Origin of the sequence: Actinobaculum sp. 352 (assembly GCF_003957265.1) — a bacterium.
Taxonomy (GTDB): Bacteria; Actinomycetota; Actinomycetes; order Actinomycetales; family Actinomycetaceae; genus Asp313.
Genome location: NZ_RQSN01000004.1, coordinates 67,122 through 84,065, shown reverse-complemented (window position 1 = coordinate 84,065; position 16,944 = coordinate 67,122). Strand labels below are relative to the sequence as shown.

The 16,944-nt window shown below is 60.8% G+C and carries 15 protein-coding genes; 9 read left to right on the top strand and 6 right to left on the bottom strand.

The features are described from left to right. Positions 1 to 3 precede the first annotated feature (3 nt). Both tpiA and secG read left to right on the top strand, forming a co-directional pair. Entirely contained in the window at positions 4 to 783 is a 780-nt protein-coding gene (gene tpiA / locus EKN07_RS05545; RefSeq protein WP_126145842.1) for a triose-phosphate isomerase, read from the top strand. A 63-nt stretch (positions 784 to 846) separates the two neighbouring features. Then, the gene (gene secG, locus EKN07_RS05540) at positions 847 to 1,089 is read left to right on the top strand and encodes a preprotein translocase subunit SecG (protein WP_108715936.1); all 243 of its coding nucleotides are present in this window, start codon (positions 847 to 849) and stop codon (positions 1,087 to 1,089) included. A gap of 80 nt (positions 1,090 to 1,169) precedes the next feature. Here the strand turns inward: secG and tkt are convergent, their stop codons facing one another. Further along, positions 1,170 to 3,245, bottom strand: a complete 2,076-nt coding sequence (gene tkt, locus EKN07_RS05535; protein WP_108715935.1) for a transketolase — start codon at positions 3,243 to 3,245, stop codon at positions 1,170 to 1,172. A 336-nt stretch (positions 3,246 to 3,581) separates the two neighbouring features. Here tkt and xerD point away from each other — a divergent pair, with 336 nt between their 5' ends. The 7 genes from xerD to der all read left to right on the top strand — a co-directional run bounded on the left by xerD (position 3,582) and on the right by der (position 11,097). Next, on the top strand, positions 3,582 to 4,508 hold the full coding sequence (xerD, locus tag EKN07_RS05530; RefSeq protein ID WP_126145841.1) for a site-specific tyrosine recombinase XerD: 927 nt from the start codon (positions 3,582 to 3,584) through the stop codon (positions 4,506 to 4,508). 214 nt (positions 4,509 to 4,722) lie between these two features. Further along, complete coding sequence (locus tag EKN07_RS05525; protein ID WP_240611223.1) at positions 4,723 to 5,574, top strand: AAA family ATPase; 852 nt, start codon at positions 4,723 to 4,725, stop codon at positions 5,572 to 5,574. Further along, positions 5,574 to 6,428, top strand: coding sequence for a ScpA family protein (locus tag EKN07_RS05520; RefSeq protein WP_108716699.1), 855 nt, complete (start codon positions 5,574 to 5,576; stop codon positions 6,426 to 6,428). The genes EKN07_RS05525 and EKN07_RS05520 overlap by 1 nt, the downstream gene beginning before the upstream one ends. 20 nt (positions 6,429 to 6,448) lie before the next feature. After that, a complete protein-coding gene (gene scpB / locus EKN07_RS05515; RefSeq protein WP_277600502.1) occupies positions 6,449 to 7,033 on the top strand; it encodes an SMC-Scp complex subunit ScpB in 585 nt (194 codons plus the stop codon). Further along, positions 7,030 to 7,779, top strand: coding sequence for a pseudouridine synthase (locus EKN07_RS05510; RefSeq protein WP_108715934.1), 750 nt, complete (start codon positions 7,030 to 7,032; stop codon positions 7,777 to 7,779). Before scpB ends, EKN07_RS05510 begins: the two co-directional genes overlap by 4 nt. A 28-nt stretch (positions 7,780 to 7,807) precedes the next feature. Further along, positions 7,808 to 9,580 (top strand): prephenate dehydrogenase, encoded by a 1,773-nt coding sequence (locus EKN07_RS13185; protein ID WP_126145840.1) that lies wholly within the window; start codon positions 7,808 to 7,810, stop codon positions 9,578 to 9,580. Positions 9,581 to 9,624: 44 nt separating this feature from the next. After that, complete coding sequence (der, locus tag EKN07_RS05500; RefSeq protein WP_240611481.1) at positions 9,625 to 11,097, top strand: ribosome biogenesis GTPase Der; 1,473 nt, start codon at positions 9,625 to 9,627, stop codon at positions 11,095 to 11,097. Between the two features lie 162 nt (positions 11,098 to 11,259). Here the strand turns inward: der and EKN07_RS05495 are convergent, their stop codons facing one another. From EKN07_RS05495 to EKN07_RS05475, 5 genes are all read right to left on the bottom strand, one after another. Beyond that, the gene (locus tag EKN07_RS05495) at positions 11,260 to 11,946 is read right to left on the bottom strand and encodes a hypothetical protein (RefSeq protein WP_125482476.1); all 687 of its coding nucleotides are present in this window, start codon (positions 11,944 to 11,946) and stop codon (positions 11,260 to 11,262) included. A gap of 113 nt (positions 11,947 to 12,059) precedes the next feature. Then, entirely contained in the window at positions 12,060 to 12,545 is a 486-nt protein-coding gene (locus tag EKN07_RS05490; protein ID WP_125482475.1) for a hypothetical protein, read from the bottom strand. A gap of 361 nt (positions 12,546 to 12,906) precedes the next feature. Beyond that, complete coding sequence (locus tag EKN07_RS05485; RefSeq protein ID WP_126145839.1) at positions 12,907 to 13,569, bottom strand: hypothetical protein; 663 nt, start codon at positions 13,567 to 13,569, stop codon at positions 12,907 to 12,909. Then, positions 13,569 to 16,316, bottom strand: a complete 2,748-nt coding sequence (locus EKN07_RS05480; protein ID WP_126145838.1) for a hypothetical protein — start codon at positions 16,314 to 16,316, stop codon at positions 13,569 to 13,571. Before EKN07_RS05480 ends, EKN07_RS05485 begins: the two co-directional genes overlap by 1 nt. A gap of 184 nt (positions 16,317 to 16,500) precedes the next feature. Continuing rightward, positions 16,501 to 16,848, bottom strand: a complete 348-nt coding sequence (locus tag EKN07_RS05475; RefSeq protein ID WP_126145837.1) for a hypothetical protein — start codon at positions 16,846 to 16,848, stop codon at positions 16,501 to 16,503. Positions 16,849 to 16,944: the final 96 nt, after the last annotated feature.

Here is a 16,944-nt window from a genome sequence, read left to right as displayed (position 1 = left end):
ATAATGGCACGTACACCGATTATTGCCGGCAATTGGAAGATGAACCTCGACCATCTCGAGGCGACTCATCTGGTGCAGAAGTTGGCGTGGACACTTACTGATCTCAAGCACGACTATTCAGCCGTGGAGGTAGTGGTGGTGCCGCCGTTCACCGATATTCGCTCCGTGCAGACTCTTGTCGAATCGGACGAACTCTCCATCGCATACGGCGCGCAGGACGTCTCAACTCACGACTCAGGTGCCTACACCGGTGAAGTATCCACTGCCATGCTGACCAAGCTCGGCTGCTCCTATGTGGTTGTTGGTCACTCCGAGCGCAGAGAGTACCACGGCGAGACGAATGAACTCGTTGGGGAAAAAGCCAAGAAGGTACTCGACGCCGGAATGCGGCCGATTATGTGCTGCGGTGAGCCCTTGGAGGTCCGAAAGGCTGGGACGCACGTGGAGTATGTGCTGGACCAGATCAATGCCATGCTGGCGGGTCTGAGCGCCGCCGAGGTGGCGAAATCCGTGATCGCCTATGAGCCCATCTGGGCAATCGGTACTGGAGAAGTCGCAACCTCGCAGGACGCCCAGGAGGTTTGTGGCGCGATTCGGGTTCGGATCGCCGAACTCTTCGATCAGGCGACGGCGGATGCGGTGCGCATTCAGTACGGCGGTTCCGTCAAGTCGTCCAATGCGGCGGAACTCATGGCACAACCGGATATTGACGGTGCGCTGGTGGGCGGTGCGAGCCTGAAGGCGGACGAATTCGCGAAGATCGTCACCTACCAGCAGGCGTGACCTTGCCCCACCGCTGATATCCGTTACACTGGGTCTATTCGCCACAACCGGAAGGGAGCTGAGGTGAGCGTTCTCCTCGTTATTTGCCAGGTGCTGCTTGTGATCACGAGCGTGCTGCTGGTTCTGTCCATCCTCTTGCATAAGGGAAAGGGTGGCGGTATCTCCGATATGTTCGGTGGCGGTATTTCTACGTCGATGCGTTCATCCGGTGTAGCGGAGCGTAACCTCAACCGAATTACGGTTGGTGTTGCGCTGGTGTGGACGATTGTCGTCGTGCTGATCGGCTTGGCAACGAAATTCGCCTAATTGCCAATTCTCAAACGACGGTGGCCCACCCCTTGCGGGGTGGGCCACCGGTTCGTATGGCGGTTGTTCGTCTGCGGTTGCTACTTGGCGGCAGCAATCGACTCGCGAGCGGCTGCCACGACGGCGTCGCCGGTAATGCCGTACTTCGCGAACAATACAGAACCGGATGCGGACTCACCGTAGTGATCCACACCGATGGAACGACCGGCGTCACCCACGAATCCGGCCCAGCCGAAGGTGGATCCGGCCTCAACGGAGACGCGTGCCTTCACATCGGGAAGAATAACCGAATCACGGTACTCCGCATCCTGCTCGGCGAACCACTCCAGGCACGGCAGCGACACCACTCGTGCACCGATGCCTTCGGCAGCTAGGGTTTCCTGCGCTGCTAGGGCTACCTGCACCTCGGATCCGGTGGCTAGCAGCTGCACATCGACCGTTCCGGTGGGGGAATCGGCAAGCACGTAGCCGCCCTTACGGACGCCATCGGCGCTGACCTCATCCAGAACGGGTAGGCCCTGCCGGGAGAGCACGAGTCCGGCCGGGTTGCCCTCGCTGCGTTCCAGAATGCCTGCCCAAGCCTGCGCGGTCTCGTTGGCGTCAGCGGGGCGCACGATGTCGAGGCCGGGGATCGCGCGATAGGCCCACAGATGCTCGATGGGCTGATGGGTGGGGCCGTCCTCGCCCACGCCAATGGAGTCATGCGTCCACACGAAGATCGATGGCACATGCATGAGTGCGGCGAGCCGCACAGCACCACGCATGTAATCGGCAAACACGAAGAACGTACCGCCGTAGGAACGGGTCAGGCCGTGCAAGTTGATGCCGTTGAGAATGGCGGCCATGCCGTGTTCGCGGATTCCGAAATGGAGGGTCCGTCCGTACTCGTTGCCGGGCCAATCGGCGCTGACGCGATCAGCGGGGAGGAAGGAGGGCTCGCCCTTCATCGTGGTGTTATTCGAACCGGCGAGATCGGCCGAACCGCCCCACAGTTCGGGAAGAACGGGGGCCAGAGCCGTGAGTACCTGCCCGGAGGCGGCGCGGGTGGCAATCGACTTTCCTGTTTCGAAGGTGGGTAGTGCCGACTCCCAATCTTGGGGCAGCTCCTTGGCCTGCAACCGGTCCAGTAACGCGGCGCGCTCGGGGTTGGCGGCACGCCACTGCTCGTAATCGGCCTGCCAGGCGGCACGTGCCGACGCGGCACGCTCGCGCGCCTGTGTACGTGTGTGAGTAATGACCTCATCGGCCACATCGAAGGATGTCTCCGGATTCAACCCGAGAGCCTTCTTCAGGCCGGCGATTTCCTCGGCTCCGAGTGCAGCGCCGTGGGCTGCACCTGTACCCTGCTTGGTGGGGCTCGGCCAGGCCATAATCGTGGAGAGTCGGATGATGGAGGGACGGTCGGTTTCGGCCTGAGCCGACTCTATGGCGGCTGCGAGGGCCGCGACGTCCTCGGTGTAACCGTGACCGCCGTTGGTCCAGTCGACATGCTGGGTATGCCAGCCATACGCGGCGTAGCGGGCAAGAACATCCTCGGTGAAGGCAATGCAGGTATCGTCCTCAATCGAGATGCGGTTGTCATCCCAGATGACAATGAGATTGCCGAGATGCTGTGTTCCCGCCAGCGAGCTGGCCTCAGAGGTGACGCCTTCTTCCAGGCAGCCCTCACCGACCACCGTGTAGATGAAATGATCGAAGGGGGAAGAGCCTGCTGGTGCTTCCGGGTCGAGCAGACCGCGCTCCCGCCGCGCGGCCATCGCCATGCCGACGGCTGACGCCAGGCCTTGGCCCAATGGGCCGGTGGTCATCTCCACACCCGCCGTGTGCCCGTATTCGGGGTGGCCCGGGGTGAGGGACCCCTCGGTACGCAATGACTTCAGGTCGTCAAGTTCAAGGCCGTAGCCTGCGAAATACAGCTGATTATAGAGGGTGACGGAAGAGTGCCCGATGGAGAGAACGAAGCGGTCACGTCCGATCCAGGCGGGGTCGGACGGGTCGTGACGCATGACCTTCTGGAAAAGCAGATACGCCATCGGCGACAGTGAGATGGCGGTACCCGGGTGGCCATTACCCGCCTTTTCTACCGCGTCGGCAGCTAGGGCACGCCCGGTGTCTACCGCTCGCTGATCAAGGTCCGTCCATTGAAGTTCCGGCATTGGAAAGCTCCCTTGTTCTCAGTGCTCCGGTCCATCCGGAGCCAATCTCTACCAGCCTACCTGCCTGGCACAGCAAAACGACAGGATATTTGGCCCTGAAACATGTGAGCCTGTGGTCCGCCGGGAGAGAATCACCCGTCGACTACCGTTCAACTGGCTTGAAATCGCCCGACGAGTGACACGGGTGCAGTTGGTGACTACCCGGTGCCGTGATCAGAGGTGTTCGGTGGGGTGGCACAAGACGGGGAGGGCCGATGCGCGCAGATCGAGCCATTCTCGCGGAACCGCGTGGGTCGTGGTTGGCGGGATGGCCGCCCACCTAGAATAAATGGCATCATGGCGAATGAGAAGCTTCCCGGATCGGGCGCCTTAGCGCGGGCGGCTCGGCAGTACCTTGCGCATCTCGCGGTTGAACGTTCGCTCTCGGAGAATACCCTCGCTGCATACCGACGTGATCTGGAGAAGTACGTACGGCACCTGGAGAGCAGGGGAATCAGCGGCCCGGCAGCGGTGACGCGGGAGGATGTTGCCTCCTTCGCCGATGTTCTGGCCGCAATGGCGCCATCGTCGGTGGCACGCTCGATGACGGCGGCGCGTTCCTTTCATCGCTTCCTGTTTGACGAGGGAACGACGCCGGATAATCCGGCCCGTGATGTGCGGCCTCCCAAACTTCCGCGGAGGCTCCCCAAGGCTCTGTCGGTTGAGGAAGTAAGCTGCCTCATCGAGGCCGCCAGCGTTCGGGACACTCCGGTGTCACTGCGCGATAGAGCGCTGCTAGAGGTCTTGTACGGAACTGGTGCTCGTATCTCTGAGGCAGTCGGGCTGACCGCTGACGATATTGATACGGAAACCAAGGTGATCCGCCTGTTCGGAAAAGGGCGGAAGGAACGCCTGCTACCTCTGGGAAGCTATGCCATTTCAGCGCTTGAGGCTTACACCGTGCGCGGACGGCCAGCGCTGGCGAGGCATGGCGCGGGCACCCCCATCCTTTTCTTGAATACTCGTGGTCGGCCGCTCTCGCGGCAAAGCGCGTGGACCATTGTGCAGCAAGCCGCTGAGCGAGCAGGATTGGCCGGGCGGGTGTCTCCGCACAGTCTGCGGCATTCATTTGCCACGCACTTGCTCCAGGGCGGCGCGGATGTACGCGTTGTCCAGGAGATGCTGGGGCATTCCTCCGTGACGACGACGCAGATCTACACCTTGGTTACCCGCGATACGGTACGGGAGGTGTACGCTGCAGCACATCCGCGTGCGCTGTCGTGAAGGACCATGCGGAGCGGGTACATCGGAGCAGCGAGCTGAGCCGACGGCTGAAGTAGCGGTGTGGTGGGACGTTGAAGCAACTGGGGCGATGTCGTAGCGTGGCAGGTTCACTCGCTGCGACACCCTAACCATGGCGCGGAGTTAGCCCCCTGGAATGCTGTAGTATCGCGGCGTCTTAAACCCCCTTGGCCGCTGTGTTAGGTAGGCTAGGACCGTGATCGAACAAGACGCCCTCATCCCCGACTATGCCGGCCAGGACTTCCCGGAGCCGGCTCCGCTGGCATCGCATGGACCGGCGCGCATCATTGCGATGTCGAATCAGAAGGGCGGCGTCGGAAAAACGACGACGACGATCAACCTCGCCGCTGCTTTTGCGGAGTACGGCCGGAAGGTACTTGTGGTCGACTTTGATCCGCAGGGTGCGGCCAGCGCGGGCCTAGGGGTGAATGCCCGCGCGCTGGAGCGAACAATCTACAACGAGCTCGTTGCATCCAAGCCCGACGTGAAAGCGGTCATTCAGCCGACGTCGGCGGAGAATCTGGATCTTGTGCCGGCCAATATCGACCTGTCGGCGGCGGAAATCGTTCTTATCAACGAAGTGGCCAGGGAACAGGCGCTGACCCGAGTGCTGCGCCCGGTGATGGACGACTACGATCTCATCATTATCGACTGCCAGCCGTCTCTTGGGCTCCTCACGGTGAATGCCTTAACTGCGGCGCATGGAGTGATTATCCCGCTGGAGGCGGAGTATTTCGCCATGCGTGGCGTGGCGCTGCTGACCGAGCAGATTGAACGTGTACAAGACAGGCTGAACCCGCGCCTGCAGATCGACGGTGTGCTGCTGACCATGGTGGACATGCGTACCCTGCATTCGCGGGAAGTGATCAAGTCCGTACGTGAAGGATTCGGCGACAAGGTCTACTCGACGTACATCTCCCGCACCGTAAAGTTCCCCGATGCCACCATCGCGGCGGTTCCGATCACCGAGTACGCGCCGACGCATTCCGGTGCCGCCTCCTATCGTCGCCTGGCGCGCGAACTCGTGGCGCGCGGGCAATGCCCGTGATGGACGAGCTTTTCCCGATTGATTCGAAGGGCGAACAGGCCTTCGCCGTCGAACTGGACGTGTTTTCGGGCCCGTTCTCCGTTCTGCTGTCATTAGTCGCCCGCAAGCGTCTCGATATTACCGAGGTGGCGCTGGCCGAGGTTACCGACGAGTTTATTGCCTTCATTCGCTCGCAACGCGACTTTGATATGTCGGAGGCCAGCGAGTTCCTCGTCGTTGCGGCAACTCTGCTGGATTTGAAGGCGGCACGGTTGCTGCCGCGTGGCGAGGAGGAGCCCGAGGATCTGGAACTGCTTGAACAGCGTGACCTGCTGTTCGCGAAACTCCTGCAGTACCGCGCGTACAAGGAGGTCGCGGGAGACTTCGCGGCTCGTATGGCGCGAGAGTCGCGCTCGGTACCGCGGCGCGTGCCCTTGGAGGAGCAGTATGCGCGGGCCTTGCCCGAAGTACATGTAGGGATTGGCGTGGCCGACCTAGCATTGTTGGCGGCCATGGCGATGTCGCGAAGCCACAAAGAACCCCGGCTGCTCTTGGACCATTTGCATGACCCGCTGGTACCGGTATCCACGCAGATCAGCTACCTGCGTGAGCGGCTCGTGCCGGGTGATCCGGTCAGCTTTGCCTCGCTATGTGCTAACGCCCCGAATGTTCCGACGGTGGTGGCGCGGTTCATGGCGGTGCTGGAGTTACTGCGCGCACGTGATATCAGTGTGAGCCAGGAAGAACCGCTCGGCCCGCTGCTGATCACCGCCGCGTCCGACGACGGAGCGGATGGCGTGGGTACGGAGACTGCGACCGTCAAGGAAGAAAAGACAAAAAATAGGGAAGGCTATGCAGGAAGGGCAGGACGGTGACTGAAGCGGAAGTAGTGGGCGTGCCTGAAACAGGGGAGCCGGAGCACGATGATGCCTGTGGCGCCCTTGAAGCACTGCTGCTGATCGCGGCGGAGCCGATGCCGTTGGTGAACCTGGCGGGAGCCATCGGGGCATCCGAGGCATACACGGATGCACTGCTGCGTGAGATGGCGCGGGAGTATGCCGGCGACGGCGAGGGGCGTGTGCGCGGCTTTGACCTACGGGAGGCCGGTGGCGGGTGGCGTTTGTACACGCGACCGCGCTTTGCGGATATTGTTGCCGCCTATGTTGTGGCGGACCAATCCGGTAAACTGTCTCAGGCCGCCTTGGAGACCCTGGCGGTGATAGCCTACCGGCAGCCGGTCACCCGCGCGCAGGTAGCCGCCGTGCGCGGCGTAAACGTGGATTCCGTGGTCCGGACGTTGGTCACGCGAGGACTGGTGGAAGAAACAGGAACCACCGCTGCAACGGGCGCAATTCTGTACGGCACGACTCCGTATTTCTTGGAGGTTATGGGTATGAACTCCATCGCGGAACTAGCGCCGCTTGCGCCGTATTTGCCGGAGGCCGATGAACTTGAGGATGTGGAGAAGGACTTGCCATGAGCGATCTTTACAACCCGCAGGGGGAGCGCCTGCAGAAGATTATGGCTCATGCCGGAGTAGGGTCGCGCCGTCTGTGTGAAAACCTCATCTCGCAGGGTCGCGTGACCGTCAATGGCGAGGTGGTCACCGCGCTCGGCATGCGTGTGGACCCACAGGAAGTCACCATCCACGTGGATGGTACCCCGCTGCAACTGGATAAGTCTTTGGTGACCCTGGCGTTGTACAAGCCGCCGGGGGTTGTGTGCACGATGGAAGAGGAGGATGCGCGCGGACGTCCCGGCCTGGCACAGTACGTGGCTGATCGTCCGGAACGTCTGTTCCACGTTGGCCGATTGGACCAAGATACGGAAGGCATCCTTCTGCTCTCCAATGATGGCGAACTGACGCATCGCTTAACCCATCCCTCCTACAAAGTGCCGAAGACGTACGTGGCGCGAGTGGAAGGCACCGTGACGCGCGGTTTGGGGCGCGTGTTGGAGCAGGGAATCACGCTGGAAGATGGACCGATCAGCGTCGACAAATTCGTACTGCGCGAATCTGCGCGTCGGAACTCGATTGTCGAGATAACGCTGCATTCGGGGCGGAATCGGATCGTGCGCCGGATGATGGATGAGGTCGGGCACCCCGTGATGGAGCTGGTACGCACCCGGTTCGGCAATATTGAGGCGGGCCGTCTAAAGCCGGGAAAGACGCGGATCGTGGCGGGCAGTGAACTCGGTGCGCTGATGCGCATGGTGGGAATGTAGCGATGGTCGTGGCGGCGGGGATTTAACGATGGCGCCTTCTCCAGTTCGAATCATCGGTACCGGGCTGCTCGGTGCCTCCCTTGGGTTGCGCCTACGCAGCTTAGGTGTTGAGGTGCAACTGGAGGACACCTGGCCCGCCGCGCAGGCTCTGGCGCGCGATCTGGGCGCGGGTGCGATTGCGGACGCCGATTCCCCGGAACCGCTACTCGTCGTCGTCGCCACTCCGCCGGACAGCGCCGCTGATGTGGTGCGTGCCGCCCTGGATCGCTTTCCGACGGCGGTGATCACCGACGTGTCGTCCGTGAAGGAGCGCGTTGTTGCCGAGGTTGCGGGTCATCCCGGCGAATCCCGTTACGTTGGCTCTCACCCCATGGCGGGAAAGGAGCGTTCGGGCGCGATCGCCGCCGATGCGGACCTATTCATCGGGCGGCCTTGGGTGTTAACACCGACATCGGCCACCGATGTGGAGGCTCTGGCCCTTGTCAAGCAGGTCGCCCTGGATACGGGAGCACTACCGGTGGAAATGGAGCCACGGGAGCATGATCGCTCAGTGGCCGCGGTGTCGCATATGCCGCAACTCATGTCGTCGCTGGTGGCTAGCGCACTGCGTGACACGCCGGTGGAGGCACTAGAGCTGGCCGGGCAGGGGCTGCGGGATGTGACCCGCGTAGCCGCATCGGATCCTCGTCTGTGGGCAACGATTATTGCCGGCAATGCCCAGGCGGTCGGTGGTGTGCTGAGCTCCATCCAACGGGAGTTGCAAGGGCTGATTCGCGCCTTGGAGCCGGGCGTGGATGATCCGCTAGCTCCGGGAGTGCTGGCCGGAATCTCCCGCGTAATAGGGCACGGCAATGATGGCGTTGCGCGTATTCCGGGAAAACACGGCGGTGCACCGCGGCGTTACCGGGAGGTGGTTGCGCTCGTGCCGGATCGACCGGGAGAACTGGGGCGGCTGTTCACCGAGGTCGGCGAAATCGGTGTCAACATTGAGGATTTGCAACTGGAGCATTCGGTGGGGGCGCCCGTTGGACGGGCCTCGCTAGCGGTGGTTCCGGGCGAAGCGGAACGTCTGGCACGTTGCTTGGAGCAGCGAGGCTGGGAGGTCATCCTCGAAGGGGGAGAGCAGAAGATGCGTATTGTCATTGCGGTGGACGGGCCGTCCGGGTCTGGGAAATCAACAGTTTCCCGGCAGGTCGCCAGCCAGTTGGGATTAAGCTACCTGGATACGGGTGCCATGTACCGGGCTGCTACCTGGTGGTGTGAGCGAGAGGGGATTGACCTCGACGATCACGAGGCTGTGGTTGAGGCAACGCGGCGAATGCCTCTGGAGATGCCGCTGAGTCCCATGGCGCAGCGGATCGTATGCGCCGGGGAGGATATTACCGAGGCGATCCGTGCTCCGGAACTTTCCCGTATCGTTTCGAAAGTGGCCACTAATCTGGATGTGCGGGCCGAGCTGGTGCGGCGCCAACGCGAGCTGATTGTCGGCGCCCGGCATGGCATCGTGGCGGAAGGACGAGACATCACTACTGTGGTTGCCCCGGATGCGGAGGTAAGAGTGCTCCTCACCGCTTCGGAAGAGGCACGCCTGGCACGCCGGGCCTTAGAGACTCGCGGCTCGGCGGATGCGGCAGCCCTAGAGGCGACCCGCGATGAGGTGGTGCGGCGCGACAGTGAGGATTCCACCGTCTCAGAGTTCATGACCGCGCGGGATGGCGTGACAATGATCGATTCTTCAACCTTGGGGATTGACGAGGTCGTGGCGGCCATTATTTCGCTGGTTCCGGAGGAGGCACGATGAGCGACGACGCCGTAGGTAATGGCAGCGACGCCTGGGACGGTGGAATGCCGGAGGGCGCCGATGATGTAACGGATCTCGCGGACGATATGCTTCGCGAGGAGGTGCTACGCGCCAGTCTGGAGGCATATGAGCTCAGCGACGATGACCTGGCTGTACTGGCCGGTGAAGAAGCCGTTGCCTCATCCGAGCAGGCGCAACGTTTGCCGGTTCTTGCAGTGGTCGGGCGACCGAACGTCGGCAAGTCAACGCTGGTGAATCGAATTGTCGGACGGCGGGTGGCCGTTGTGCAGGACACTCCCGGCGTGACACGCGACCGTGTGTCCTATCCAGCGGAATGGAACGGGCGTGAATTCATGCTGCTGGATACCGGCGGCTGGGAAATCGACGTCGCCGGGCTTGATGCAGCGGTTGCTCGGCAGGCGGAGCTGGCGATCGAAGGCGCGGACGCAATCATTCTGGTGGTTGACGCGACCACCGGCATGACGGATACGGACGAGCAGATCGTGCGGCTACTGCGCCGGGCAAAGCGGCCGATTGTGCTGGCGGCAAACAAGGTCGATTCGCCGCTACTAGAATCGGACGCCGCGGTGCTGTGGGGTCTGGGATTGGGAGAGCCCCATCCTATTTCGGCGATGCATGGCCGGGGGATAGGCGAGCTACTGGAATCGGCGATGCGGGTGCTACCGCAGGAATCCGCGCATGGCCAGGAACGGGTGAGCGGCGGTCCGCGGCGTATCGCCCTAGTGGGTCGACCGAACGTTGGCAAGTCGTCCTTGTTGAATCAGCTTGCCGGCGCCGAGCGGGTGGTGGTTGATTCCACAGCAGGTACTACACGTGACCCGGTTGATGAGATCATCATGCTTGATGGTCGGCAGTGGACATTCGTGGATACTGCTGGGATTCGCCGCCGGGTGCACCAGACACACGGAGCGGACTTCTATGCCTCGTTGCGAACGCAGGCAGCGCTGGAAAAAGCCGAACTGGGGCTGGTGCTCATTGATGCCTCGGAGCCGCTGACCGAGCAAGACATTCGGGTCATGCAGCAGGTGATCGACGCCGGGCGGGCTCTCGTCATCGTGTGTAACAAGTGGGATCTGGTTTCCGACGAGCGCCGGCAGGAACTTGACCGCGAGTTGGAACGGGAACTGGTGCAGATTCCGTGGGCGGAGCGGGTGAATCTTTCCGCATCGACCGGTTGGCATACGAATCGACTGACCCGGGCCATGGACTCTGCACTCGAGTCTTGGAACCGGCGGATTCCCACCGGGCGGTTGAACTCGTTCTTGGGGGAGTTAGCGGCGGAGCATCCCCATCCGGTGCGGGGAGGCAAACAGCCACGTATTCTGTTCGCGACGCAGCCCTCTACGCAGCCGCCACGCTTCGTGCTGTTTGCGACCGGCTTCCTGGAAGCCGGGTATCGGCGCTTCATCGAGAACCGCCTGCGGCAGACTTTCGGGTTCAGTGGCACACCGATCGAGATTTCGGTGCGGGTGCGCGAACGGAGGAAGCGGCGCTGAAAGGGACCTATCAGGTGCAGGCCCATCGGGGTGCGTGGGTGTAGGAAGCGGCGCTGAAGGCGGCCCATCGGGGTGCGTGGGCGTAGGAAGCGGCGCTGAAGGCGGCCCATCGGGGTGCGTGGGCGCCGTCGAAGAAGGCTCACCGGTGGATGAGGCGCCTGGCTATTCCGTCGGCGCGGTCCAGGTGATGGAGTCCAGGAAGGACTCGGTGAAACCTTCGGGCAAGTCCCGTTGTCCGGGTGTGGAGGTGATGGTGATGCGCCAGACGCCGTCACGGCGGGCGACGAGCCAGATCTCATAGCGGGTGGGGGCCGCCTCGTCGGTTGTGTCCACGTAGGTGTAACCGCGGGCAGGGCTTCCATCGACGGTGCGGTAGTCGAGTTCTTCGAGTTCCTGATGCGAGCTGGAACGATCCATCTCTCGGTACCAGGTTTGGAAGACTCTGTTGAAACTGTATGTATCGGCTTGACCTGCGTACCTGTATCCGGTTGCGTCCAATACGCTGGGCGCGATGCGGGTGGCTCGGATAGAGGCGGAGTCAAAGCCGACGCCGCCGTTTTCGGAAGCCAAGTACTCCAGGCCTGTTTTCGACTCGTCAACGGTCTCGGTCCACCCGGCTGGTTCGTCGCCGTCCATGATGTCCGCGACTTCCGTTTCAGTGAAAAACACTGTTTCTTCGGGCGAGGGGGTCTGCAGAGTGGTGCCGTCACCGGTTGGTTGGCCGGGGACACATCCAGCGAGGATGAACAGTGCGCCTGCGACGGCGGCCGCTCGGAAGGCGCCCCTGTGACTGTGGTGCCGTTTACTGGTGCGGGCAAACGGGCTTCTGCCGTGCGGCTGAGATCTCATGTCCAAGTGGCCTTTCTGCGGTGGGTCATAAGCGGATGTGGTGGCCGGTATGCTTCGCGTCATATGCCTATGGATCAGAGTGACGCTGTGTACGTTACCGCCACCAGTATGCCTCATGTGGGTGGAGTGCTTGGGGTGGGGGCGTCTGTCCAGGTGATGGTATCGAGGATGCCGTCGAGTTCGGGCGGGAGCTCAGTCTCGCCGGGGGCAGAGTTCAACGTGATATCCCACAAGCCATCACGCCTGCCTACCTCCCACGCTTCGTATCGGGTTGGCAGTCCATCCGAGACGCGGATGTAAGTGTAGCCTCGTGCGGGTGCGCCACCAATGGTGCGGGCAGGAAGTAGAGAAAACGAACTCACTCGACTGTCGGCCAGCATGCCGTGGAGCCAGTTACCGATCAAGAGGTCAAGATCATAACTGTCTGGCTCGTCGAGGGTTATATTCCTACGGTTTGCAATGATTTCAGGTGCAAAACGCCAGGCGCGGATGCTTGCGGTTGAGAATCCTGTCGTGCCATCCCTGGATGCCAGGTAGTCCAGTGGGGCCGTGTCATCCACGGGTAGTTCTGTCCATCCCTCCGGCGCCTTTGCACGCATCAGATCTGCTTCGTCTTGCTTTGCGACAAAGGTTGACTGTACCGACGCAGTCTCCGACAGGGCTGGCGAAACTACATTGGACGCCGGTACGTGAGCAGTGCAGCCAGCTGCCAGGAGTAGAAGGATGGCGAGTTGGATGGCCTTAAATCTGGTGAGATCTGCAGACCGGAGGACTACGAGACGATTAGCAGAGCTGTCATGAAGAATCGCAGAAGGTCGCGCGGTGGGGAACCGTGCAGTGTTCCGCTCTGGCCTTCTGCTATGTGCCATGCTGTTCTCCTTCCGTGCCTCTCCGGGGGCGATTACTTCCTATGTTCTCTGTAGATCCGGGTATGGGGGCGTCTTTGTCTTGCACCTAGGTTTAGGTGGAGGGTGCGCTTGGGGCGGGAGCGTCGGTCCAAGTGATGGTATCGAGGATACCGTCGAGTTCGGGCGGGAGCTCGGTCTCGCCGGGCGCAGAGTTCAACGTGATATCCCACAAGCCATCACGCCTGCCTACCTGCCATGCTTCGTATCGGGTTGGCAGTCCGTCGGAGATGCGGATGTAGGTGTAGCCTCGTGCGGGTGCGCCACCGATCGTGCGGGCGGGAAGAAGAGTAAACGAACTGATCCGACTGTCGGACAACAGACTGTCGAGCTGGGTTCCGATCAGGAGGTCGAGATCGTAGGTGTCTGGCTCATCACGCCTTATGTTTCTATCCATTGCAATGGTTCTAGGGCTGAAACGCAAGGCGCGGATGCTTGCGGATGAGAAGCCTGTGGTGCCATCCATGGAGGCAAGGAAGTCCGGCGTAGCTGTATCTACTTCCGTCAGGGCTTCCGGAATCTCTGCGCGCATCACATCCGCTTCGTCTTGCGCTGCTACAAAGGTTGATTGTACCGATGCAGTCGCCGACACGGTTGGCGAAACTACATTGGACGCCGGAGCGTCAGGAGAGCAACCAGTTGCGAGGAGCAAGAGGGTGGCAAGAAGAAAAGCGGTACGTTCGGTTTTCCCGCGGTGCAGAGACCGAGCAATAGTCATTAGCTGTCCCGTTTTGCGCCTGTTTGGGAATAGGCATTGTGGTGAACGCGATTGGCCTCACCAATCGCGCCTCCCGCGGAATTGATTGCAGAATCGTAGTAGAGCGTGTTGGACTCGCTTTGCAGATACGTGTCAAAGGCTTTTCGTTGACCATCATTCATGTCGTGGTACGGCAGGACCGACCCGTCAACGTCAACAAAGCTGTACTTGGCATCGTTTCGTGCGCAGAATTCGGCTGGAGACTGGGAGGCGTTTTCAAAAGAGCCGTGGGTGCTAATGGCCTCGTAGGTGGCGTCCTTCAGATGCGTCTCCAGGTCACCGTGCGCTAGCGATTGGTTGCCGAGCGTGACCGTATCGGTGGGGTAGATGGCATCGAGAGTCGGCTCGACAATGAGAGTGTCGGCAGCGTCATACGCCCATTCGAACACGGGATCGTCAAGTAAGTACTTGATTGGATGTAGGTCGAAGATCTTCTCTTGGAATTCCCTCTCGTTGGTATTCATTTGATCCAGCAACTGGCTCTGCCGATCCTCCGCATCGGGCTGCGCGGTGAACAATGCCTCTTCCAATGGAGTCCAACGTGCGATGACCTGATCAAGATCGAAATTAATCGTCCCGTCCAAGGACCCGTTCAAATCACGCATGGACTCTGCTTGTGCGGCCGTGAGCAGGATATAAACGGCCGGAGCGCGATCTGACCTGCGCCCGTTGCCGTTCGTTGTATCCTCGCCTGCATCTTCCATGGGAGCGTCGTTCCCGATATCGACGAAATAACCGTTATGACCCAACAGTCTTGTTCGCACGTCGCCGGAGAATGCAAACGTGTGGTGGTCACCGATGCCGGGACCGACGACCAATTCCTCATCTGAAGAGAGCGGATCCTTTAGAGAATCTGTTAGGCCCTCGACATGGGGTGTCAAGATCAGGCTTGACCACCAGCGCAGATGAGGATTCGTGTTCCCAAAGACATCCTCGCCGTCCACAACGTAGCTATCGTCGAGATCATCCTTCGGAACATCGATATCATCCGTGGAGTTGAGAACGTCTAGACCATCCTGGTAGCCGATGAGGAAATTCCCGGCTATACGGGTGGCCCTTTCATCACGCGCATCCCATTCCTCCCATTCCTCCGTGCTGACCTGCGATCGGTCTGGAGCAGGTTCCGGCATGGAGGCCTGCTGAATCACTTTGCCGAACTGTTCTCCGCCATCTTGGAAGCCGAAATAGTGATCTGCCAAGACGCGACCGCCGGTGAGGTACCGGGTCATATCCATCGCCTCGTCGTTGCTATCGACGACGCCGTCATGATTGACATCCATACCTGCTGGCGTCGTACTCGTCAGGAACTCCTGCACGGAATCTAAGCGTACTCGGTCCGCCGCAGCCAACACGGGGTCCGCCGTCGTTCCCTGTTGGTCCAGGATTTGCGGATCCAGGGCTTCGGGGCAGTCCATGAGCGTATAGATGGCATGCATCGGATCACGCATGGTCCCATCCGAGCTGAACAAGGAGTCTGTATCCGTGTAGTTTGCGGCAGCTGAATGCGGGAATCTCTCTGCGTCCCACATCACCATTTTCTCGGCGACGGACAACCCCTCGCCAGATGTACTGGTGAAGAATCCCGAACCGAGGGTGAGATTCGGATTCTCGCGGCCAGCTTCGCCCAGCAGTTGGGAGATCAGATCGAAACCTCCGATCCGGTCCGGAACGCCAGAGGTATGAATATAGGGGTTGTAATGTGACTTTGCGGTATCCGGAATCCTAAATGCCCGGTCACCGGCATTTTTCAGTTCCTCCAGGAAACTGTTCGTTCGGGTCGTCAGTGGCAGTCCTGGCTTGAGGTTGATCTGGTCGCGGTATTGTTCTAGGAGGGCCTGTTGCTCGACGTGGTCTCCGTCGAGGTTCATTCCGCCGGTACCAAGAGCGATGGTCGTGCCGACTCCGCGAAGTATGTCGTCATGCAACTCACCATCACCAAGAACATCATCCACGCGCACGGAGAAGTTCAGGATGTCGTCTGCTGAGACGTGGGTGAGGAGCATGTTGGTGACGAAGGGGTTGCCGAGTTCGTCGCCGTATTGGTTCCAGAATTCTTCGAGGTCTTCGGGGGTGGGGTTGGGGTTGGTGATGATGGCGGCCATTTCTGGTGCGATCTGGGCGGCGTGGTTCATCTCGTTTTGTACGGCGATCAGGTCGAGATCGCCGAACAGGTTCACACCGATCTCCTCCCGCGTGCCATGCGGTTTCGACATGTCAAACAGACGGTCCTTAATCGCTGTGATCTGCACCGCTATGACTCGCGCCTGCTCATCCAACGCCTCCAAATACCCTTGATGGGTACGACGCAACTCTGCCTGAGTCGCCTCCCACTCCTCCTGACAGGACTGCTCCGCCCGGTCGATATCGTAATCCGACATCGGGCCAATGCCCGTCCGCGCAAAGTCAACCCGCTCCTGCTGCAAGTCGTGCATCTTCCTCTCGTAGGCGGCATACGCATCGTCATAGTCTTGCCAGAGGACTTTGATCGACTCTCTCGTCTCCCGAACCTTCTCCCCATACTCCTTGAGCGGACGGGCCACATCCATCAACACGCCACTGACATCCTGCGCAATACCCTTCAACCGGCACACCTGATCCAGATACGCCGTCGCCGACTCACCCAACCAGCCCGGCACACCCGTGGTCGACATCATCGCCACCTGCGTGGTCTGTACCTGACCACCCACACCACCAAACTGGTCTGCCACCTCACAACACGCCCCGGACGTATCCGGCGGCAACGAAAACACATCCTCACCCTTCACAACACACCCCCACACACCACAGCAACCACACGCGTGGCCACACCATCAGGCCGCACAGGCCTCACAAGCCGCACAGGCCTGCCCGGAACTCTTCCCCGCACCAGTTCTCCAGTCACACTGTGGTGCCTCACAAGTCCTGCCCTCCACCCAATAGAGCGTTCATCTCTTCAAACTGCGCCGCACTCAACCTCTCCGAGTCATCAAAATCGCCAGCAGCGTCTTTGGCCCCCGACCCGAGCATCGAACACGTATCCGAAAACTCACCCAACACGTCCTCCATATCGTTCTTAAACTCCCGTAACGCCGACCGTAACTCGCTGCTACCAGCCGAACTCACATGGGCCGGCAACTGTGACACACACCGGCGTACCTGCATACCCCGCACAAACCCTGTCAACCGGCCAAACTCCGCCGCATCCTCCCACCGGGCCTGCGCCTGCACCCCGACCGCGTCACGATCAAACTCAATACTCACTGGTTCGTCTCCTTCCCTCTAGATTCCTGAGAGTATCTCGCCATTGTCTGAACTATTACGCCGCCCAAAACGACGGCCGCCGCACAGCAGTTCTCC